Here is a 19,014-nt window from a genome sequence, read left to right as displayed (position 1 = left end):
CCGGGGCCGGGCTGCCGGGGGGGTGGACCGCCGGGCGAGCCGGGGCGCGCGAAACCGCCGGGCGGGACGTTCCGCTCCGGCTGGTCCTGGGCGCCTCGGCGCGGGGGCATCGCCCCGCCGTCCGGGTCCTCCCCGGTCGGCCACTGCGGCTCCCCGCCACCGTGCCTGTCGTCATGCTGGTCGTTCACGAAAAGGCCTCCCAGACCGGCGCGCCGAGTGCGCGCGGTTCGGTGGTCACACCAACCGCACCGGGAGCGGGGTCACTCCGACGCGGTCCTGCGGCGGGGTTTGGTCGAGCCAATCCCCCGCGTTCCCAGGACGTATGACTGCACCAGGTGGTTCCAACTGCACGTGCGGCAAACTTCAACCACGTAGACGGAGAACTCCTCGAAGAGGTTAGCCATCCGCCCGAGCTCCTCCGGCGTGCGCGCGGACCCGGCCGCGTGCTTGAGCTCGTCGCCGTAGACCCAGGACACCAGGGTGAGCGGTTCCTTGCGGCACACCGGGCACGTCACATCGCTCGGCTCGCCGTGGAACTTCGCAGCTCGCAGCAGGTACGGGCTGGCGTCGCACACCTCCATGGTGCCCACCCGGCCAGCGTGGACCCCCGCCAGCAGCGCTCTGCGCTGCAGGGCGTAGTCCACGACCTGGCGTTGGGTCAGCACGGCCCCCAGAGTACGTGGCCCCCGGACGCCGCCGGAGGGCTGTTCAGCGCAGTGGCGCTCGTCACAGTGCCACTGTGTGCGAGATGACACAGCGCCAGGAGGGTCAGATGTATCGCGTCGATATACTCGGTTCACCCATCGGCGTGCGGATCAGGGGGTGATCTCGTGTTGGAGTTCGCGATCCTCGGCCTGCTGCACGAGGCGCCCATGCACGGCTACGAGCTGCGCAAGCGGCTGCACGGCCTGCTCGGGGCGTTCAGGGCCTTCTCCTACGGGACCCTGTACCCCGCGCTGCGCCGGTTGCAACGCGACGGGCTGATCGTGGAGGAGGCCCCCGGTGAGGAGGAGCGCTCCTGGGGCCGCCGGACGCGGAAGGTCTACCGGCTGACCGCTGAGGGCAAGGAGAGGTTCGGGGAGCTGCTGGCCGACGCCGGGCCCCAGACCTGGGACGACGACTCGTTCGGCGTGCACCTCGCCTTCTTCTCCCGAACTCCCGCCGAGGTCAGGGTGCGCATCCTCGAAGGCCGCAGGCGGCGGGTCGAGGAGCGCAGGGAGGGCCTCCGGTCCTCCTTAGCCGAGACCGGCGAGCGGATCGACCGCTACACCCGCGAGCTGCACCGCATGGGTCTGGAGAGCAGCGAGCGCGAGGTGCGGTGGCTCAACGAGCTGATCGCGCACGAGCAGGCCGAGCTGGGTGAGCGGGACGAATGACTGACGCAGAACAAGAAGGAGGACTCGGCATGGGCGACAAGCGCCGCACTGTTCGAGTGGCCATCGTCGGAGTGGGCAACTGCGCGGCGTCGCTGGTGCAGGGTGTCCAGTACTACCGCGATGCCGACCCGGCCACGCGCGTTCCCGGCCTGATGCACGTCCAGTTCGGCGACTACCACGTGCGCGACGTCGAGTTCGTCGCCGCGTTCGACGTCGACGCCAAGAAGGTCGGGACGGACCTCTCGGAGGCGATCTTCGCCAGCGAGAACAACACCATCAAGCTCGCGGACGTGCCGCCCCTCGGCGTGACCGTGCAGCGCGGCCACACCTACGACGGCCTCGGCAAGTTCTACCTGGAGACCATCGAGGAGTCCGACGCCGAGCCCGTGGACGTCGTCGCGGCGCTGCGCGAGGCCGAGGTCGACGTGCTGGTGTCCTACCTGCCGGTGGGCTCCGAGGACGCGGACCGCTTCTACGCGCAGGCGTGCATCGACGCGGGCGTGGCGTTCGTGAACGCCCTGCCGGTGTTCATCGCCTCCGACCCGGAGTGGGCCGAGAAGTTCCGCGCGGCGGGCGTGCCGATCGTCGGCGACGACATCAAGTCCCAGGTCGGCGCGACCATCACGCACCGCGTGCTGGCCAAGCTGTTCGAGGACCGGGGCGTCCAGCTCGACCGCACCATGCAGCTGAACGTGGGCGGCAACATGGACTTCCTGAACATGAAGGAGATGGAGCGCCTGGAGTCCAAGAAGGTCTCCAAGACGCAGGCCGTCACCTCCCAGGTCGACCGGGACATGGGCAAGCGGAACGTCCACATCGGACCGTCGGACTACGTGGCGTGGCTCGACGACCGCAAGTGGGCGTACGTGCGCCTGGAGGGCCGGGCGTTCGGCGACGTGCCGCTGAACCTGGAGTACAAGCTCGAGGTGTGGGACTCGCCGAACTCGGCGGGCATCATCATCGACGCGGTGCGCGCGGCGAAGATCGCCCTGGACCGGGGGATCGGCGGGCCGATCCTGTCGGCGTCGTCGTACTTCATGAAGTCCCCGCCGGAGCAGTACGACGACACCGAGGCGCGCGAGGCCGTGGAGAAGTTCATCCGCGGCGAGGTCGCGCGCTGAGCTGACGTCCGCCGGGCTGACGTCCCCGGAGGCCGGATCGCCCCCACGCGCTGGGCGGGGGCGGTCCGGCCTCCGGGCTTTCCGGGGTCTTCTGCCGGTCAGCGCTTGGACAGCCGCAGCGACTGCCAGGACCCGTCGGCGGTCCACCCGCCGTCGACCGGCAGCGCCACGCCGTTGACGAACCCGCTGCGCTCGGGGTCGGCCAGGAACGCGACGGCCTGCGCGATGTCGCCGGGAACGGCGAAGCGGCCCATGGGGACGTGGTCGGTGATGTCGCTGTCGCCGTAGTGCCCGCCCGCCTGCGACTCGACGTCCATCTCGGTCTTGACCCAGCCGGGGCAGACCGCGTTGACCCGCACCCCGCGCCCGCCCCACTCGACCGCGAGCGTGCGCGTCATGCCGATCAGGCCGTGCTTGCTGGCGTTGTAGGCGGCCCGGTCGGCGACCCCGCTCAGCCCGGCCACCGAGGCGATGTTGACGATCGAGCCGGAGCCGCGCGCGAGCATCTTCGCGCCGAGCGCCTGCGAGAGCAGGAACGGCCCGGTGAGGTTGATCTCCATGACCCGCCGCCACAGCTGCGGGCTGGTCTCCTCGAACGGCGTGATGGCGGCGATGCCCGCGTTGTTGACCAGCACGTCCACCCGGTCGCCGACGTGCGCGGCGAGCCGGGCCACGTCCTCCTCCGACGACACGTCCCCGACCACCCCGCCCTCGGTGGCCGAGAGGTCGAACCCCACGACGGAGTACCCCTCGGCCCGCAGCAGCTCGGCGATCCTGAGCCCCATGCCCTGCGCGGCGCCGGTCACGACGGCAACTCGTTGCTCCATGCGCCCAGGCTAGGTGTTTCACCTGGTGGGAGCAGGGGATGGCCGAAGGGGCGGGCTCGTCCGGGTTCACCCGGCCGAGTCGGTTCCACACCCCACTGCAGGGGGTATGGTTTATGGTGGGAGAGAGGCACCGTGGGTGCCGCTCGAGTCGCAAGGCCAGGTGCACCTGGGGTATACCGGGACCCTGGCCTTACGCATGTCAGCAGTCGATCTCGACCTCGATGTCGTAGATCCGTTCTTTCAGCAGGCTGTGATACTCAGCAGGCTGTGATACTCGGGAGCGCCCAACCGCCCGGCTCGCACCGCGCCCGCCACGATGTCCGCAGCCCAGAACAGCGGTTCTTCGGTTCCGCGTTGGTGGGTGACCCGGAAGCAGACGCCTTTAGGTAGTTGGTGCCGGGCTCCAATGACGGTGGTGATGTCCCGTCTGTCTAACTGTGCTGTCCTGGCTTCCACGGCCAACTCGGTCACCGCGCAGCCGTACAGTTCGCGGACAAGGCGAGTTAAGCAGGTAGCCCGCGCCCGCTCTTGCCTGCGAGGGGCTACCGGCGATCCAATTGCGACCACGTGCAGACCGTCGACCTCGGCCAGGCGAAGGGCGGCCTCGTGCCGGTACTTCTTGTTCATCGAGGTCCAGTGCAGCTTGGCGTCGCGCGGGCGCCCAGGAAGCGTCAGCACGAGTTCGCGCACCCGGTCATGTTGCTCCGGCTCGAACACAACGGCCGCGAGCACGTAGAAGCCCAAACCGGTCGAACTCTCCTGGAACGACTCGTCCGCGAACGCCTGTCGAACGGCGGGCTCGATCTCCACGAGCGAAAAGGCTACTCGGGAAACTAGCGCGTCTTCCCTGGGTGATCGAACTGGCGTTCGATCAGCCCCGTCCCAGCGCCCCGACCAGCTCCCCGATCCCGCCCAGCACCACCGCCCCCTCCAGCGCCTCCGGCGCCGGCGGGAAGTCCGGGTTCGGGATCGCGTACACCGCCATCCCCGCCGCGCGCGCCGACTTCAGCCCGTTCGTCGAGTCCTCCACCGCCGCGCACCGCCCAGGCTCCACGCCGAGCCCCCGCGCGGCCAGCAGGTACACGTCCGGGGCCGGTTTGCCCGCGCCCGCCTGCTCGCTCGACACCGCCACGCGCACCAGCTCGCCCAGGTCCGCCGCCTCCAGGAACGCCTGGATCAGCACCGGCGGGGACGAGCTCGCGATCGCCACCGGCCACCGCTCGGCCACCGCGCGGACCGCCTCGACCGCGCCCGGCAGCACCGGCGGGCCCTGCTCGTACCTCCTGGCCATCTCCGCGATCACGCCCCGCGCGGCCTCCTCGGCGCTCAGCCGCACGCCGACCTCGCGCACCAGGTAGTCGCCCCACTCGGGGGTGCTCATGCCCTGCATGGCCGCGGTCGCCTCCGCGGGCCACACCCCTCCGTGCTCGGCCGCGAACGCCCTGCGGACCTCGTCCCACGTCCGCTCGGAGTCCACCAGCACGCCGTCCAGGTCGAACACCACAGCATCCACCCGGCCGAAGCTACTGCCTCGAACGATCCTTCGCCATGCTAAGCAAAATCGGTTAGCATGGCGAAATGAAATTCCGCCACCAACCCCGCCAGGTCTGGGTCACGGCGTTCGCCGCGGTGATCGCCTTCATGGGCATCGGCCTCGTCGACCCGATCCTGCTGTCGATCGCCGAGGGCCTGAACGCGTCCCCGTCCCAGGTCACCCTCCTGTTCTCCTCCTACCTCGGCGTCCAGGTCGTCGCCATGCTCTTCACCGGCGCGGCCAGCGCCCGGTTCGGCGCCAAGCGGACCCTCGTCGGCGGCCTCGCGCTGATCGTCGTCGCCACCCTGCTCTGCGCCCTCGCGGGCTCGATCGGCCAGCTCATCGGCCTGCGCGCGGTCTGGGGCCTCGGCAACGCCTTCTTCATCGCCACCGCCCTCTCCGTCATCGTCGGCGCGGCCAGCGGCGGCCAGGAGGGCGCGATCCTGCTCTACGAGGCCGCCCTCGGGCTCGGCCTGAGCGTCGGCCCGCTGCTCGGCGCCCTCCTGGGCAGCCTCTCCTGGCGCGGCCCGTTCCTCGGCACCGCCGTGCTCATGGCCCTCGCCCTCGTGCTCTGCGCGGTCTGGCTCGCCGACGACGGCAGGCGCGGCCGGGTCGGCGTGCTCGACCCGCTGCGCGCCCTGCGCCACCCCGGCCTGCTGCGCACCGCACTCGCCTCCGCGCTCTACACCGCCGCGTTCTTCGCCGTCCTCGCCTGGTCGCCGTTCGTGCTCGGCTGGGGCGCGGTGGAGATCGGCCTGGTCTTCTTCGGCTGGGGCCTGTGCGTCGCGCTCTCCAGCGTCCTGCTCGCCCCGCGCCTGGCCGCCCGCCTCGGCGAGCGCCGCGCCGCGCTGGTCGCCGTGCTCGCGTTCGCCGTGCTGATGCTCGTCATGGCGGTGCCGGACAAGACCCTGCTGGTCGTCGCGATCATCGTGTCCGGCCTGGTCTCCGGCCTGCTCAACACCCTGTTCACCGGCACCGCGATGAGCGTCAGCCCCGCGCCGAGGCCGGTCGCCAGCGCGGGCTACAACTTCCTGCGCTGGCTGGGCGGCGCCCTCGCCGCCACGTTCGTCAGCCACCTGCCGCACCCGTTCGTCGTCGCCGCGGTCTCCTGCGCGCTGGCCGCCGCGCTGCTCGCCTTCAAGGGCGGGGACGAGAAGGTGGTGCCCGCCGAAGCCGTGCTGGTCGGCGAGGACGCGGTGGGTTAACAAAGGGTGAACGCCGGCCTACGGTCAGTTCACCCGACCTGACCGCAGGAGGCGTTCGACGTGACGTTCCAGCTCCCCCTGATCGGCAACCACTCGCCCAGCCGCGCGGCGCTGACCTGCCGCTACCGCTGCGGTGACGCCTGCTTCCACGAGGCGCCCAACCCCACGGCCAACCCGTACTTCGGCGACCTCGTCAGCCGCAGGACCGCGCTCCTCGGCGGCACGGCCCTGGTCGCGCTCACCGCCGCGCCCGCCGGAACCGCGGCAGCGGCCGAAGCAGCCGGGGCGCCCGCGGGGGCAACCGGTCACCCCGCCCCCAGGGGCCTCGACTTCACCCCCGTCGCGCCCAACGCCGAGGACCGCGTCGTCGTCCCCGACGGCTACCGCCAGTCCGTGGTGATCCGCTGGGGCGACCCGCTGTTCCCCGACGCCCCCGAGTTCGACTTCGACCACCAGACCGCCGCCGCCCAGGCCCGCCAGTTCGGCTTCAACAACGACTTCGCCGCCCTGCTCCCCCTCGACCAGCGCGAGCTGACCGGCCTGCTCGTGGTCAACCACGAGTACACCACCGAGCAGCTCATGTTCCGGGGCTACGACGCGGCCAACCCCACCCGCGAGCAGGTCGGGATCGCCTGGGCCGCGCACGGCCTCACCGTCGTCCGCGTCGAGCGCTCCCCGCGCGACGGCGCCCTGCGCCCGGTGTTCTCCCGGCACAACCGCCGCATCACCCTCACCACCCCCTTCGAGGTGCGCGGACCGGCGGCGGGCGGCGACCTGCTCAAGACCTCCGCCGACCCGACCGGGACCCGCGTGCTCGGCACGATGAACAACTGCGCGGGCGGCGTCACCCCGTGGGGCACGATCCTGTCCGGCGAGGAGAACTTCAACCAGTACTTCGCGAACGCCGAGGCGCTGGCCGACCCGCGCCTGTCCCGCTACGGCGTCACCGGCTCCGCCACCACCCGCAAGTGGGAGCGCTTCGACCCCCGCTTCGACCTCGCCCAGGAGCCGAACGAGGTCAACCGCTTCGGCTGGGTCGTCGAGCTCGACCCGCACGACCCGACCTCCACCCCGGTCAAGCACACCGCGCTGGGCCGCTTCAAGCACGAGTGCGCCAACGTCCGAGTCGCGGCGGACGGCCGCGTGGTCGCCTACTCCGGCGACGACGAGCGCTTCGAGTACGTCTACAAGTTCGTCTCCGCCAAGCGCTTCCGCCCCGGCGACAGCAAGGCCGCGCGCAGGCACAACATGACCCTGCTCGACGACGGGACCCTCTACGTCGCCCGCTTCACCGGCGACAGCCCGCCCGAGGAGGTCGACGGCTCCGGCGCGCTGCCCTCGGACGGCCGGTTCGACGGGACCGGCGAGTGGATCCCGCTGGTCTCCGGCGCCCGGTCCTTCGTGGACGGCATGACCGCCGAGGAGGTCTGCGTCTTCACCAGGATCGCCGCCGACCGGGTGGGCGCCACGAAGATGGACCGCCCCGAGGACCTCCAGACCCACCCGCGCACCGGCGTCCTGTACTGCGCGCTGAGCAACAACACCGAGCGGGGCAAGCCGGGCAAGGAGGGCGCGACCGAGCCGAACCCGAGGATCAACAACCGGCACGGCCAGGTGCTGGAGCTCACCGAGCGGCGGGGCGACCCGCTGTCCACGACCTTCGCCTGGAACCTGTTCCTGGTCTGCGGCGACCCGGCCGCGCCCGACACCTACTTCGGCGGCTTCCCCAAGGACCGCGTCTCCCCCATCTCCAGCCCCGACAACGTCGCGTTCGACCCGCACGGCAACCTGTGGATCGCCACCGACTCCGGCGGCGCGCTCGCGGGCCACAACGACGGCCTCTTCGGCGTGCCCGTCGAAGGCCCGTCCAGGGGACACCTCAAGCAGTTCCTGACCGTGCCGCGCGGCGCGGAGACCTGCGGGCCCGTCGTCGGGCGGCAGGTCGTGCTGGTGTGCGTGCAGCACCCCGGCGAGGTCGACGGGGCGAGCGCGGACGACCCGGCGTCGCACTGGCCGGACGGCGGCGACTCGCAGCCCAGGCCGTCCGTGGTCGCGGTGTGGCGGGAGGAGCGCGGCAGGCTGCGCGACATCGGCCTCGGCTGAGTCCCGCGGCACGGGAGGAGCGCGCGTCCGGGCGGACGGCGGGTGGCGTTCTCCACCGCCGGCGCAGGTGTTCGCCTGGCGTTCACCCGCTGTCCCACCGGACGAGGACTGCGAAACCTAGCGTCTCGCGAGTTCCCCGATGACGCACTCCCCCCGATGCACGGAGGTCCGCGTGCCCTCTCCCACCGACCAGGGTCGTCACCTGCTGCCCCTGTTCCCGAACCACCCGGTCGGCCGAGCGGCCGTCACCTGCCGGTACCGCTGCGGCAACGCCTGCGCCCACGAGGCGCCCAACACCTCCGACAACAGCTACTTCGGCGACGTCGTCGGCGAGGTCGTGCGCCGCCGCGGCCTGCTCAAGGCGGGCGCCGTGCTGGCCGTCGCGGGCGCCTCGGGCGTCGGCCTCGCGGGCACCGCGGCGGCGGCCCCCGGCAAGCCGGACCTCGCGGGCGCCGACTTCGACCTCGGCGGCGGGCGCAGGCGCGACGGGCTCAACTTCACGCCCGTCGCCCCCAACACCGAGGACCGCGTCGTCACCCCCGAGGGCTACGACCAGTCCGTCGTGATCCGCTGGGGCGACCCGGTCCTGCCCGGCGCGCCGAAGTTCGACTTCGACCGCCAGAGCGCCGCCGCGCAGGCGAGGCAGTTCGGCTTCAACAACGACTTCTGCGGCCTGGTCCCGCTCGACGGCCGGGACCGGTGGCTCATGGTGAGCAACCACGAGTACACCACCGAGGAGTTCATGTTCCGCGGCTACGACGCCGCCAACCCCACCCGCGAGCAGGTCGAGATCGCCTGGGCCGCGCACGGCATGTCGGTGGTCCTGGTCGAGCGCGACCGGCGCAGCGGCAAGCTCCAGCCCAAGCTGGACCGCCGCTACAACCGCCGCGTCACCCTCACCTCCGAGTTCCGCGTCACCGGACCGGCGGCGGGCAGCGACCTGCTCAAGACCTCCGCCGACCGCACCGGCACCCGCGTGCTCGGCACGATGAACAACTGCGCCGGCGGCGTCACCCCGTGGGGCACCATCCTGTCCGGCGAGGAGAACTTCAACCAGTACTTCGCCAACGGCAACACGGTCACCGACCCGGCGCAGCAGAAGCGGATCGCCCGCTACGGCATGTCCTCCGGCGCGACCACCCGAAAGTGGGAGCGGTTCGACAAGCGCTTCGACATCGCCCAGGAGCCCAACGAGCCGCACCGCTTCGGCTGGGTCGTCGAGATCGACCCGCACGACCCCGACGCGCCCCCGGTCAAGCACACCGCGCTGGGCCGCTTCAAGCACGAGGGCGCGAACGTCATCATCGCCCAGGACGGCCGCGCCGTGGCCTACATGGGCGACGACGAGCGCTTCGACTACCTGTACAAGTTCGTCTCCGACGAGAAGTACAAGCCGGGCAACAGCAAGCACGCCCGCGAGCACAACAAGAAGCTGCTGGACAAGGGCACCCTGTACGTCGCCCGCCTCACCGGCGACAGCCCGGTCGCGGAGATCGACGGCTCCGGCAAGCTGCCCTCGGACGGCGAGTTCGACGGCGCCGGCGAGTGGATCAGGCTGGCGGCGGGCAACCGCTCGTTCGTGCCCGGCTTCACCGCCGAGGAGGTCTACGTCTTCACCCGGCTGGCCGCCGACGCCGTGTCGCCGACCAAGATGGACCGGCCCGAGGACGTCGAGCCGAACCCGCGCAACCGCCGGATCTACGCGGCGCTGACCAACAACACCGACCGGGGCAAGACCGGCAAGGAGGGCCCGACCGAGCCCAACCCGCGCCCCGGCAACAAGCACGGCCACGTGCTGGAGATCGAGGAGCGGCGCGGCGACAACACCGCGCTGAGCTTCTCCTGGAAGCTGCTGCTGGTGTGCGGCGACCCGAACACCGCCGACACCTACTTCGGCGGCTACGACAAGACCCAGGTCTCGCCGATCTCCTGCCCGGACAACCTCGCGTTCGACTCGCGCGGCAACCTGTGGATCTCCACCGACGGCAACGCGCTCGGCTCCAACGACGGCCTGTTCGCCGTGCCGGTCGAGGGGAGGTACCGGGGGCGGGTCAAGCAGTTCCTGACCGTGCCGCGCGGCGCGGAGACCTGCGGGCCCGTGGTGGACGACGAGTTCGTGCTGGTGTCGGTGCAGCACCCCGGCGAGGTCGACGGGGCGAACGCCGACAACCCGGCGTCGCACTGGCCGGACGGCGGCGCCTCGCAGCCGAGGCCGTCCGTGGTCGCGGTGTGGAAGAAGGACCGGGGCCGCGTCTGCGGCTGACGCCCCCCCGGTCGTCGCGGTCGGGGGACAGGCGTGACCGCGACGTGCTCCGACGGCCCCGCGCACCCGTGCGCGGGGCCGTCGCGCCGTCCGGGCGCGGCCCCGCCCTGCAGGCTCCGGCGCACGGCCGCCACCCGGTTCACACTCTTGGGTTCCCCCATGACCGAACGCCCCGCAGCCCTGATCACCGGAGCCTCCCGAGGCATCGGCGCCGCCGTGGCGCGCGCCCTCGCCCCCACCCACGACGTGCTGCTCGGCGGCCGTGACGAGGCCGCGCTGCGGGCGCTGGCCGACGAGCTGCCCGGCGCCCGGCCGTTCGCCGTCGAGCTGACCGACGCGGAGGCGCTCGCCGGGGCGGTCGCCGGGATCGGGCGGTTGGACGTGCTGGTGCACAGCGCGGGCGTCGCCGAGCTGGGACCGCTGTCCGGGGCGTCGGCCGAGGTGTGGCGGCGCACCCTGGAGGTCAACGTCGTCGCGGTCGCCGAGCTGACCCGGCTGGCGCTGCCGCTGCTGCGCGAGGCGCGCGGCGACGTGGTGCTGATCAACTCGGGCGCCGGCCTGCGCGCGAACCCCGGCTGGGGCGTCTACGCGGCCAGCAAGTTCGCGCTGCGGGCGTTCGGCGACGCCCTGCGGGCCGAGGAGCCCGCCCTGCGCGTCACCTCGGTGCACCCCGGCCGGGTCGACACGGACATGCAGCGCGACGTGCGGCAGCAGGAGGGCGGCGAGTACGAGGCCGAGCTGTACCTGCGGGCCGAGTCCGTCGCGGACGCCGTGGCGCGCGCGGTGCTGGCCGGGGACGACGCGCACATCACCGAGATCGTGGTGCGGCCCAGGACCAAGCTCGGCTGAGCACCTGGGCGGAGCCCGCTCCCGGCCGCCGCGCGGCGGCCGGGAGCGCGGGGCGCGCTACCGCAGCCGGGCCGCGATCCCCGCGACCTCGGCCTGCGCCTCGCGCCGGTCCACCCGAGTCGACTCGCCCGCCTCGACGACCTGCTCGCCCGCGACCCACACGTCGCTGACCCGCCGCGTCCCGCTGGCCCACACCAGGTTCGCCAGCACCTGCTCGTCCGGCGCGTCCAGCCCGGTCGCGAACGCCGGGTCGTCCACGTCCACGTGCACCACGTCGCCCCAGCGCCCGGCCTCCAGCGCGCCGATGTCGTCGCGGCCCAGCGCGTCCGCGCTGCCCCTGGTGGCCAGCAGCAGCGCGTCGGCCGCCCGCATCGCCGTCGCGTCCAGGCCCGACACCCTGGCCAGCAGCGCGGCCAGCCGCGCCTCCTCCATCAGGTCCAGGTCGTCGTTGCTGGCCGGGCCGTCCGTGCCGAGGCCGACCTTCACGCCGTTGTCCAGGTAGTACCTGATCCGCGCGACGCCGGAGGCGAGCTTCATGTTCGAACCGGGGCAGTGCGCCACGCCGACGCCGTGCCTGGCGTAGATCGCCACGTCCTCGTCGGACAGGTGCACCGAGTGCGCGGACAGCACCCGGCCGCCGAGCGCGCCGACCTGCTCCAGCAGCTTCGGCACCGAGCCGTACCGCTCGCGCTGGGCCACGTCCTCCTGCGTGGACTCGGCCACGTGCACCTGCACCAGCGCCCCGCGCTTCCTGGCCTCGCCGCCGACGACGCCGAGCGCGTCCGCCGAGAGCGTGTAGGCCGAGTGCGGCCCGTAGCTGATCTCGAAGCGCTCGTGCGGGCCGATCCGCAGGCCGTCCGCGTCGATCCAGCGGCTCACCTCGTCGGTCTGCGCCCGCCAGTCCATGCCCGGCAGCTCCATGATCGCCGCGCCGAACAGCGCGCGGGACCCGGCCTCGATGACCGCCTCGGCGAGCTGCTCGCCGTTGAAGTACATCTCCGCGCTGGTGGTGACGCCGTTGCGGAGCATCTCGACCGCGCCGAGCAGCATCCCCGAGCGCATGTCGGCGGGGGTCATCTTGGCCTCGGCGGGCCACATGGCCTCCTGGAGCCAGCGCATCAGCGGCAGGTCGCCGCCCATGCCCCTGAGCAGGATCATCGGGGTGTGCGCGTGGGCGTTGACGAGGCCGGGCATCAGGATGCCGGTCAGCTCGCGGGTGGCGCCGGTGTGCTCGGGGGCGTCGGCGCGGGGGCCGACGAAGGCGATCCTGCCGTGCTCGTCGACGTCGACCACCGCGTCGCGCAGGACTGTGCAGGCGGGGTCGCAGGGCAGGACCACCGGGGCGTGCAGGCGCAAGGTCATGCCGTGAATCCTGCCGCAAGAGCGGTTGACCGGCCGGGGTGGCAAGCCGAAACTCGTTCAGGTGGAGGGACCGCGCCCTTGCCCCCGAGCTGTGGACGACTGGTTGCGCAGCCGGTTCACCCCCGAGCAGCACCGCCTGGTCGGGGGGATGCCGCTGGTCGCGATGCCGCTCTCGGTCGAGGTCGAGTCGGCGGGCGTCGGTCGGGCGTGGGTGCCCGACGACGTCATCGCCGGCTGGGCGCACATGAACTTCGACGCGCGCCGGAAGGTGGACCAGTCCGACGCGAGCATGATCGCCCTGCTGATCAGGCAGGGCTGGACCTGGGACGACATCGCGTTCCTGCTCGGCTTCGAGGAGGAGCGGGAGGCGCAGGAGTGGTACGCCGACCTGGCCGTGCGGCTGTGGAAGGCGCCGCTGCGGCGACCGAGGCTGGTGTTCGGCGACTAGCCCCGGCCGGTCCCGCCGCCCGGAGCACCCCGGAGCACCCCGGAGCAGCCCGGAGCGCCACGCAGGGACGCCCCGGAGCGCCCGGCCCCGAGCACCGCGCCCCGGCCACCCGGTCCCGCTCCCCTTGGCCAGGGCCGCCCGCTCCCGCCGCCGCCTCAGTCCGCGACGTCCACCTTCGCCACGACCTTCGGGTTCCGCAGCCGCACCACGACCTCGCCCGGCACGCCATTGCGCGCCGCGTACTCGTTCGCCCGGTCCGCGCCCATGTACCGCGCGCCGAGCCTGCCCGCCCAGTAGGTGACCTGCTCCGGGTCGTCGTCCACCTCGACCTTCCCCGACAGCGTCACGAACGCGTAGGGCGGCTCCTCGTCGTCCAGGCAGAGCGAGATCCGCCCGTCGCGCAGGATCGCCTTGCCCTTCACCGACTCCACGTGCGTCGTGAACACGACCGAGCTGCCGTCGACGTCGACCCAGACCGGCGTCACGTGCGGTGATCCGTCGGCGCGGACGACGGCCAGCTTGCCGGTGCGCGGCCTGGCCGCGACGAACTCACGCCACCAGCCCTCGGGGGCATCCGTGTAACCCATGGGGCCAACCGTAGGACCCCCCGACCCCGAGACCCCGAGCGCGGAACAACAGGGCTGACTCAGGGTGATCACTGAGTCCCCCGTTCGTAGTAATACCGAAGATGAGACCGAAGAACTACGCCGCTTTCGACTACCGGTCGATGCGCGAGGGCACGCCGGGGTGGAAGTTTTTTCACCACAGCGGAGAACCGGGGAAGCGAGAGGAGAGCACTCGATGATCGAGGCGATCGGCCTCACCAAGCGCTACGGGAGCACCGTAGCGGTGAACGACCTGTCGTTCACCGTCCGACCTGGCAGGGTGACCGGCTTCCTCGGCCCCAACGGGGCGGGCAAGTCCACCACCATGCGGATGGTGCTCGGGCTCGACCGCCCGACGGCGGGACGGGTCCTGATCGACGGCACGCCGTACAACAAGATCAAGAACCCGCTGCGCTCCGTGGGCGCGCTGCTCGACGCGAAGTGGGTGCACCCCAACCGCTCGGCCCGCACGCACCTGCTGTGGATGGCCAAGTCCAACGGCATCCCGGTCCGCAGGGTCGACGAGGTGCTGGACGAGGTCGGCCTCACCAAGGTGGCGCGCAAGCGGGCGGGCGGGTTCTCGCTCGGCATGTCCCAGCGGCTCGGCATCGCCAGCGCCCTGCTCGGCGACCCGCGGGTGCTGCTGTTCGACGAGCCCGTCAACGGCCTGGACCCCGAGGGCATCCTGTGGATCAGGCGCTTCATGCAGGGCCTGGCCGCGCAGGGGCGCACCGTGCTGGTGTCCAGCCACCTGCTGTCCGAGATGGCGCTGACCGCCGAGGACCTCGTGGTGATCGGCCGGGGCGAGCTGATCGCCCAGTGCAGCACCGCCGAGTTCATCGACCGCTCCGCCAAGGCCGCCGTGCTGGTGCGCGCGCCGGAGTGGCAGCGGTTCGCGACCCTGCTGCGGGACAAGGGGTTCGCGGTCGCCGAGGGCGCTGAGGGCGCGCTCACGGTCGAGGGCGCGACCGGCGCGGAGATCGGCGAGGTGGCGGCGGGGAACGGGGTCGTGCTGCACGAGCTCAGCCCGCAGCGGGCCTCGCTGGAGGAGGCGTTCATGCAGTTGACCGGTGACTCGGTCGAGTACCAGACCGGTTCCGCCGAGAAGGGGGTGTGACCGCCGTGGCGCTGCTCGCCGTCGAGCGGATCAAGCTGTTCAGCACGCGGTCGCCCTGGTGGTGCGCGGCGCTGGCGCTCGTCATGACCTCGGGGATCGCCACGCTCATCGCGATGGAGATGCCCGCCGAGGCCCCGGTGCAGGTCAGCACGACCCAGTTCACCTACTCGTTCGGCATGGCCGTGGTCATGGTGATGGCCGCGCTGGCGGTGACCACCGAGTACCGGTTCGGGACCATGCGGGCCACCTTCCAGGCCGTGCCCAACCGGAACGCGGTGATGGTCGCCAAGGTCGTCGTGGTGGCGCTGCTCGCGGGCGTCGTCGGCGAGGTCATCGCGTTCACCTCGTGGGGCGCGAGCAGGCTGGTCGCCGCGGACGCCTCGCAGCTGGGGCTGGAGTCGTCGGCGGACTGGCGGCACGTGGCGGGCGTCGGCCTGGTCTACGCCGCCGCCGCGGTGCTCGCCGTGGGCGTCGGGGCGCTGGTCAGGCACACCGCGGGGGCGGTGGCCGTGCTGCTGGTGTACTCGATGGTCGGCGAGAGCCTGATCGCGCTGATCCCGGACCTCGGGCCGAAGATCCAGAAGTGGCTGCCGTTCGCGATGGCCGACAACTTCGTCCTCGGCTCGCCCTCGGGCGAGGTGGTGGGCGGCATGGGGCCGCCCGCGCCGGAGGGCGCGCTCGCGCCGTGGCCCTCGCTGGGCTACTTCGCGGCGGTGGCGGTGGCGGTCTTCCTGGTGTCGCTGGTCGTGGTGAACCGCCGGGACGCCTGACGGACCTTCCGGCCCGCACTCGGGGTGGCGGGCCGGGCAGGGGGAGCGGAGCGCGGGCGGCCTTCGGGGAGGCGCCCGCGCTCCTCGCTGTTCGGGGGGCGTGCGAGGGCAGGCGCGCGGCAGGTCTGCCACGTGGCGCGCCTGCGCTTGGCAGGCCCGGCCCCGCCCGCGGTGTCAGGGGCGCTCGGTGTCCGGCGCGCTCGACCCCGACGCGTTCGGGACCGCCCCGCTCGACCCCGGTCCGCCTGCTTCCGGACCGCTCGGCGTCGGCCCGCTTGGCACCTGCTCGCTCGGCGCTGGCCCGCCCGGTGTCGACGCGCTCGGCACCGGCCTGCTTGGTGTCGACGTGCCCGGCATCGGCTCGCTCGGCATCGGCCCGCTTGGCGTCGGTCCGCCCGGCATCGGCTCGCTCGACGTCGGCTCGCTCGGCGCTGACCCGCCCGGTGTCGACGCGCCCGATGTCCACGCGCCCGCCCAAGACCCGCTCGTGCCCGGTCCGCTCGTGCCCGGTCCGCTCGTGCTCGGCCCGCCCGGCGCCTGCCCGCCCGGCGCCTGCCCGCCCGGCGCCTGCCCGTCCAACGCCGACGTGCCCGCGCCCACCCCCGCCCCACCCGGTTCGGCGTTCCGGAAGCGCCGGAGCGCCACCAGCCCGGCCGTGGCCAGGAGCAGCGCCACCGCCGTCGCCCACGCCGCCCGCTCCACCGGTCCGACCCCGTCGCCGGGCTCGGCAGCCACCGGCGCGCTCCCCTGGTCCGCACTCCCCCGGTCCGCACTCCCCCGGTCCGCGCTGGCGAGCGCCGGGTCGGGGGCCGCCGTCGCGGCTGGCAGCGGCGGCCTCGGCGGCAGCAGCGGGCTGCGGTCCACCTCGCGGATGCGGCCCTCCAGCGCCCCCACCGGGTTCACCAGCCCGAACCCGGTCCGGCTGTCCCGCCCCGGCTCCAGCAGGTCGACGGCGCTGATCACCAGCCGGTTGACCACGTTCGCCGCGTCCAGGTCGGGGAACCGCGAGCGCACCAGCGCCACCACCCCGCTCACCAGCGCCGTCGCCGCGCTGGTCCCGTCGACCGCCGCGTACCCGCTGGCCGACGAGGTGAGCGGCACCGCCGTCACCACCCGCTCGGCGGGCGCGGCCAGCACGGTCGGCGGCCCGGTGTTGGACCGCGCCCACGGCGAGCCGTCGCGGGTCGTGCCCGCCACCGCGATCACGCCGGGGATGTCGGCGGGCGCGCCCACGTGCTCCTCGCCGGAGTTGCCGGTGCCCGCGACCACCACGACGTCGTGCTCGAACGCGTAGTCCACCGCGTCGGTCAGCTCGGGCGTCAGCGTCGCCACCGAGGTCAGCGACAGGTTCACCACGTCGGCCCCGTGGTCGACCGCCCACCGCACGCCCTCGGCGACGGCCGCCAGCGTGAACCCGGTCCCGTCGACGCCCACCGACACCGGCAGCACCTTCGCGGCGGGCGCGACGCCCAGCACGCCGCCGGACTCGCCGACCCCGGCGATCAGCGCCGCCATCGCCGTCCCGTGCCCCGACCGGTCCTGCACGCCGCCGGTGCCGACCGCGTCCCCGACGCCCGTGCCCGGCAGCACCCGGCCCACCAGGTCGGGGCGCGTGTCGTCCACACCGGAGTCCACGACGGCCACCACGACCCCGTCGCCGCGGGCGAGCTCGTGCGCCCGGTGGACCCCCAGCGCGTCCAGGTGCCACTGCTGCTGGCCGATCGACCAGGCGGGTGTCTGCGCGACCATGGCCAGCACCGCGAGCGCGACCGGGAGCACCTTCGGAACACCGCCTTGTGGTTCAGGTCACAAATATTCGATGCCGTTCATGTTTCGAGCTCAAGAGGTCACGCGCACGGAGTAAGTCCTTCGTTAAGACCCCGTGAACTGTCCCAACCGGCCATGACAGGAACCGGGCGAGCAGGTGGGATGAAAGTAGCGAATCGTGAGGCGGCGGTGTGCACGCACGCGAATTCGCCAACCCCGTCAAGGAACCCTCCGGAGGTGAACCCGTGGCGGTGCTCGATCCAGACCTCAACGCGGAATCCCAGGCGAAGCGGCCACCGCAGGCGAAGCTGCCGTCCCCCGTGACGCGCCCCGCCGAGCTCCCCCGCCCCCGCCAGCGCGACCGCGGGCTGCGCGTCGAACCCATGCTCGGCCTGGAGTGGGCGGACGCCATCGAGGCGGCGGGAGGGGCGGAGCTCGCCTCGTCCCCCGCGCAGTCCCGCAGGGCCTGGGTGCACCGGGCCGACGAGCGCCAGGTGCTCTCGCTGTACCGCGCGGTCCGCGAGGTCGGCGCCCGCGTCCCCGCGCCGTGGTGGCTCCGCGCGCTCGACCGGGGCAGGCTCCCGTCCCGCGCGGCCGGGTTCGCCGTCGAGGACGAGGTGTCGCAGCTGCTGCTGAGCAGGCCCGGCTGGATCTACGTGCCGTGGGCGGACGAGGGCGAGGTCGGCTACTGGGAGTTCGTGCCCTCCGAGAGCGGCGTCTACGGCCCGGCCGAGCCGACCACCGTCCAGTTCACCGACGAGCACCCCGGCTGGGTCGACCTGCTGCCCGCGCACCGGGGACCCGGACTGCGCCAGCCGATCGCCTTCACCCCCGCCGAGCTGCGCGAGCAGATCGAGGACCTGGAGAACATCGCGTAGCGCTGTCCTAGGCTGTGCGCCCGTGACACCGAGCAAGCAGGAACGCCCCGCGCACCACCGCACCGTCGTCAGCTACGTCCAGCGAGGCGAGCGGATGACCGTCGGTCAGCAACGCGCGTGGGACACCCACTGGGACCGCGTCGGCCGCGAGGTCAAGGCGCTCCCCGAGGGGCCGGTGGACTTCACGGCCTGGTTCGGGCGGGAAGCCCCCGTCCTGCTGGAGATCGGCTCCGGCATGGGCGAGACCACCAGTCAGCTGGTGGCCGCCGCGCCGGAGCTGAACTACGTCGCGGTCGAGGTGTACAAGCCGGGCCTGGGGCAGCTGCTGCTGCGCACCGAGGCGCTCGGCGCGACGAACCTGCGGGCCTTCCGCGGCGACGCGGTCGACCTGCTGGAGTCGCACGTCGAACCGGGGACGCTGGCCGGGGTCCGGATCTTCTTCCCGGACCCCTGGCCCAAGAAGAAGCACCACAAGCGCAGGCTCGTGCAGCCGGAGTTCGTGAAGCTGCTGGCCAGCAGGCTGCGACCGGGCGGGACGCTGCACATGGCGACCGACTGGGAGAGCTACGCCGAGCAGATGCTCGAGGTGTGCTCCGCCGAGCCCGCGCTGCGCAACCTGCACGACGGCTGGGCCCCGCGCCCGGAGTGGCGGCCGGTGACGAAATTCGAGCAGCGCGCGGTCGAGGAGGAGCGGGTCAGCCACGACCTGATGTTCGAGCGGGTCTAGCCGGAGCCGATCCGGGGGCGGGGGGGGGGGCGGGGCCGCCCCCCCCCCCCGCCGCCCCCCCC

Annotated in this window: 18 protein-coding genes and 1 pseudogene; 11 read left to right on the top strand and 8 right to left on the bottom strand. The window is 72.8% G+C overall.

Annotation, left to right across the window (positions count from 1 at the left end; translation table 11 throughout):
• Nucleotides 1–188: pseudogene (locus tag ACTUAL_RS17825) on the bottom strand (hypothetical protein); the annotation flags it as partial.
• Nucleotides 189–260: 72 nt separating this feature from the next.
• Nucleotides 261–665: a DUF5318 domain-containing protein gene (locus ACTUAL_RS17820; protein ID WP_015805702.1), complete on the bottom strand. Its 405-nt coding sequence runs from the start codon at nt 663–665 to the stop codon at nt 261–263.
• 165 nt (nt 666–830) lie between these two features.
• Between ACTUAL_RS17820 and ACTUAL_RS17815 the strand changes: the two genes are divergently transcribed.
• Together ACTUAL_RS17815 and ACTUAL_RS17810 are read left to right on the top strand one after the other, a co-directional pair.
• A complete protein-coding gene (locus ACTUAL_RS17815) occupies nt 831–1,376 on the top strand; it encodes a PadR family transcriptional regulator (protein ID WP_015805701.1) in 546 nt (181 codons plus the stop codon).
• 29 nt (nt 1,377–1,405) lie between these two features.
• Nucleotides 1,406–2,497 carry an inositol-3-phosphate synthase gene (locus ACTUAL_RS17810; RefSeq protein ID WP_440901058.1) on the top strand — a complete coding sequence of 364 codons (1,092 nt, stop codon included), beginning with the start codon at nt 1,406–1,408 and terminating at the stop codon, nt 2,495–2,497.
• A 98-nt stretch (nt 2,498–2,595) separates the two neighbouring features.
• On the opposite strand, the gene ACTUAL_RS17805 is transcribed toward ACTUAL_RS17810, so the two are convergent.
• The 3 genes from ACTUAL_RS17805 to ACTUAL_RS17795 form a co-directional block, all read right to left on the bottom strand.
• Nucleotides 2,596–3,324, bottom strand: coding sequence for an SDR family NAD(P)-dependent oxidoreductase (locus ACTUAL_RS17805; protein ID WP_015805699.1), 729 nt, complete (start codon nt 3,322–3,324; stop codon nt 2,596–2,598).
• A 240-nt stretch (nt 3,325–3,564) separates the two neighbouring features.
• The gene (locus tag ACTUAL_RS17800; RefSeq protein WP_440901057.1) at nt 3,565–4,134 is read right to left on the bottom strand and encodes a hypothetical protein; all 570 of its coding nucleotides are present in this window, start codon (nt 4,132–4,134) and stop codon (nt 3,565–3,567) included.
• Between the two features lie 61 nt (nt 4,135–4,195).
• Nucleotides 4,196–4,837: an HAD family hydrolase gene (locus ACTUAL_RS17795; protein WP_096497479.1), complete on the bottom strand. Its 642-nt coding sequence runs from the start codon at nt 4,835–4,837 to the stop codon at nt 4,196–4,198.
• 65 nt (nt 4,838–4,902) lie between these two features.
• On the opposite strand from ACTUAL_RS17795, the gene ACTUAL_RS17790 reads away from it, so the two are divergent.
• The 4 genes from ACTUAL_RS17790 (at nt 4,903) to ACTUAL_RS17775 (ending at nt 11,278) form a co-directional block, all read left to right on the top strand.
• On the top strand, nt 4,903–6,063 hold the full coding sequence (locus ACTUAL_RS17790) for an MFS transporter (RefSeq protein ID WP_440901056.1): 1,161 nt from the start codon (nt 4,903–4,905) through the stop codon (nt 6,061–6,063).
• Between the two features lie 60 nt (nt 6,064–6,123).
• On the top strand, nt 6,124–8,166 hold the full coding sequence (locus ACTUAL_RS17785) for a PhoX family protein (RefSeq protein ID WP_440901055.1): 2,043 nt from the start codon (nt 6,124–6,126) through the stop codon (nt 8,164–8,166).
• A gap of 139 nt (nt 8,167–8,305) precedes the next feature.
• Complete coding sequence (locus ACTUAL_RS17780) at nt 8,306–10,429, top strand: PhoX family protein (RefSeq protein WP_096497476.1); 2,124 nt, start codon at nt 8,306–8,308, stop codon at nt 10,427–10,429.
• A gap of 159 nt (nt 10,430–10,588) precedes the next feature.
• Nucleotides 10,589–11,278 (top strand): SDR family oxidoreductase, encoded by a 690-nt coding sequence (locus ACTUAL_RS17775; protein ID WP_096497475.1) that lies wholly within the window; start codon nt 10,589–10,591, stop codon nt 11,276–11,278.
• A gap of 57 nt (nt 11,279–11,335) precedes the next feature.
• Here the strand turns inward: ACTUAL_RS17775 and ACTUAL_RS17770 are convergent, their stop codons facing one another.
• Complete coding sequence (locus tag ACTUAL_RS17770) at nt 11,336–12,640, bottom strand: amidohydrolase family protein (protein ID WP_096497474.1); 1,305 nt, start codon at nt 12,638–12,640, stop codon at nt 11,336–11,338.
• Between the two features lie 91 nt (nt 12,641–12,731).
• On the opposite strand from ACTUAL_RS17770, the gene ACTUAL_RS17765 reads away from it, so the two are divergent.
• Nucleotides 12,732–13,088, top strand: coding sequence for a hypothetical protein (locus tag ACTUAL_RS17765; RefSeq protein WP_096497473.1), 357 nt, complete (start codon nt 12,732–12,734; stop codon nt 13,086–13,088).
• 155 nt (nt 13,089–13,243) lie between these two features.
• On the opposite strand, the gene ACTUAL_RS17760 is transcribed toward ACTUAL_RS17765, so the two are convergent.
• A complete protein-coding gene (locus ACTUAL_RS17760) occupies nt 13,244–13,675 on the bottom strand; it encodes a PPOX class F420-dependent oxidoreductase (RefSeq protein ID WP_096497472.1) in 432 nt (143 codons plus the stop codon).
• A 214-nt stretch (nt 13,676–13,889) separates the two neighbouring features.
• Between ACTUAL_RS17760 and ACTUAL_RS17755 the strand changes: the two genes are divergently transcribed.
• Both ACTUAL_RS17755 and ACTUAL_RS17750 read left to right on the top strand, forming a co-directional pair.
• On the top strand, nt 13,890–14,810 hold the full coding sequence (locus ACTUAL_RS17755) for an ABC transporter ATP-binding protein (RefSeq protein WP_096497471.1): 921 nt from the start codon (nt 13,890–13,892) through the stop codon (nt 14,808–14,810).
• A 5-nt stretch (nt 14,811–14,815) separates the two neighbouring features.
• On the top strand, nt 14,816–15,580 hold the full coding sequence (locus ACTUAL_RS17750; protein WP_177154585.1) for a hypothetical protein: 765 nt from the start codon (nt 14,816–14,818) through the stop codon (nt 15,578–15,580).
• Nucleotides 15,581–15,754: 174 nt separating this feature from the next.
• Here ACTUAL_RS17750 and ACTUAL_RS17745 read toward each other — a convergent pair whose 3' ends face one another.
• Entirely contained in the window at nt 15,755–17,359 is a 1,605-nt protein-coding gene (locus tag ACTUAL_RS17745) for a S8 family serine peptidase (protein WP_440901054.1), read from the bottom strand.
• Between the two features lie 239 nt (nt 17,360–17,598).
• Between ACTUAL_RS17745 and ACTUAL_RS17740 the strand changes: the two genes are divergently transcribed.
• Nucleotides 17,599–18,225: a hypothetical protein gene (locus ACTUAL_RS17740; protein WP_373565529.1), complete on the top strand. Its 627-nt coding sequence runs from the start codon at nt 17,599–17,601 to the stop codon at nt 18,223–18,225.
• A gap of 94 nt (nt 18,226–18,319) precedes the next feature.
• On the top strand, nt 18,320–18,952 hold the full coding sequence (gene trmB / locus ACTUAL_RS17735) for a tRNA (guanosine(46)-N7)-methyltransferase TrmB (protein ID WP_218181904.1): 633 nt from the start codon (nt 18,320–18,322) through the stop codon (nt 18,950–18,952).
• Nucleotides 18,953–19,014: the final 62 nt, after the last annotated feature.

This window comes from Actinosynnema sp. (assembly GCF_052038725.1).
This window is presented reverse-complemented; position numbering and strand designations above follow the sequence as displayed.

What these genes read in the sequence shown, in the direction of transcription:
- ACTUAL_RS17810 (WP_440901058.1), top strand. Translation starts at nt 1,406, where the DNA reads ATGGGCGACAAGCGCCGCACTGTTCGAGTGGCCATCGTCGGAGTGGGC.
- ACTUAL_RS17805 (WP_015805699.1), bottom strand. Translation starts at nt 3,324, where the DNA reads ATGGAGCAACGAGTTGCCGTCGTGACCGGCGCCGCGCAGGGCATGGGG.
- ACTUAL_RS17790 (WP_440901056.1), top strand. Translation starts at nt 4,903, where the DNA reads ATGAAATTCCGCCACCAACCCCGCCAGGTCTGGGTCACGGCGTTCGCC.
- ACTUAL_RS17780 (WP_096497476.1), top strand. Translation starts at nt 8,306, where the DNA reads ATGACGCACTCCCCCCGATGCACGGAGGTCCGCGTGCCCTCTCCCACC.
- ACTUAL_RS17775 (WP_096497475.1), top strand. Translation starts at nt 10,589, where the DNA reads ATGACCGAACGCCCCGCAGCCCTGATCACCGGAGCCTCCCGAGGCATC.
- ACTUAL_RS17770 (WP_096497474.1), bottom strand. Translation starts at nt 12,640, where the DNA reads ATGACCTTGCGCCTGCACGCCCCGGTGGTCCTGCCCTGCGACCCCGCC.
- ACTUAL_RS17760 (WP_096497472.1), bottom strand. Translation starts at nt 13,675, where the DNA reads ATGGGTTACACGGATGCCCCCGAGGGCTGGTGGCGTGAGTTCGTCGCG.
- ACTUAL_RS17755 (WP_096497471.1), top strand. Translation starts at nt 13,890, where the DNA reads ATGATCGAGGCGATCGGCCTCACCAAGCGCTACGGGAGCACCGTAGCG.
- trmB (WP_218181904.1), top strand. Translation starts at nt 18,320, where the DNA reads ATGACCGTCGGTCAGCAACGCGCGTGGGACACCCACTGGGACCGCGTC.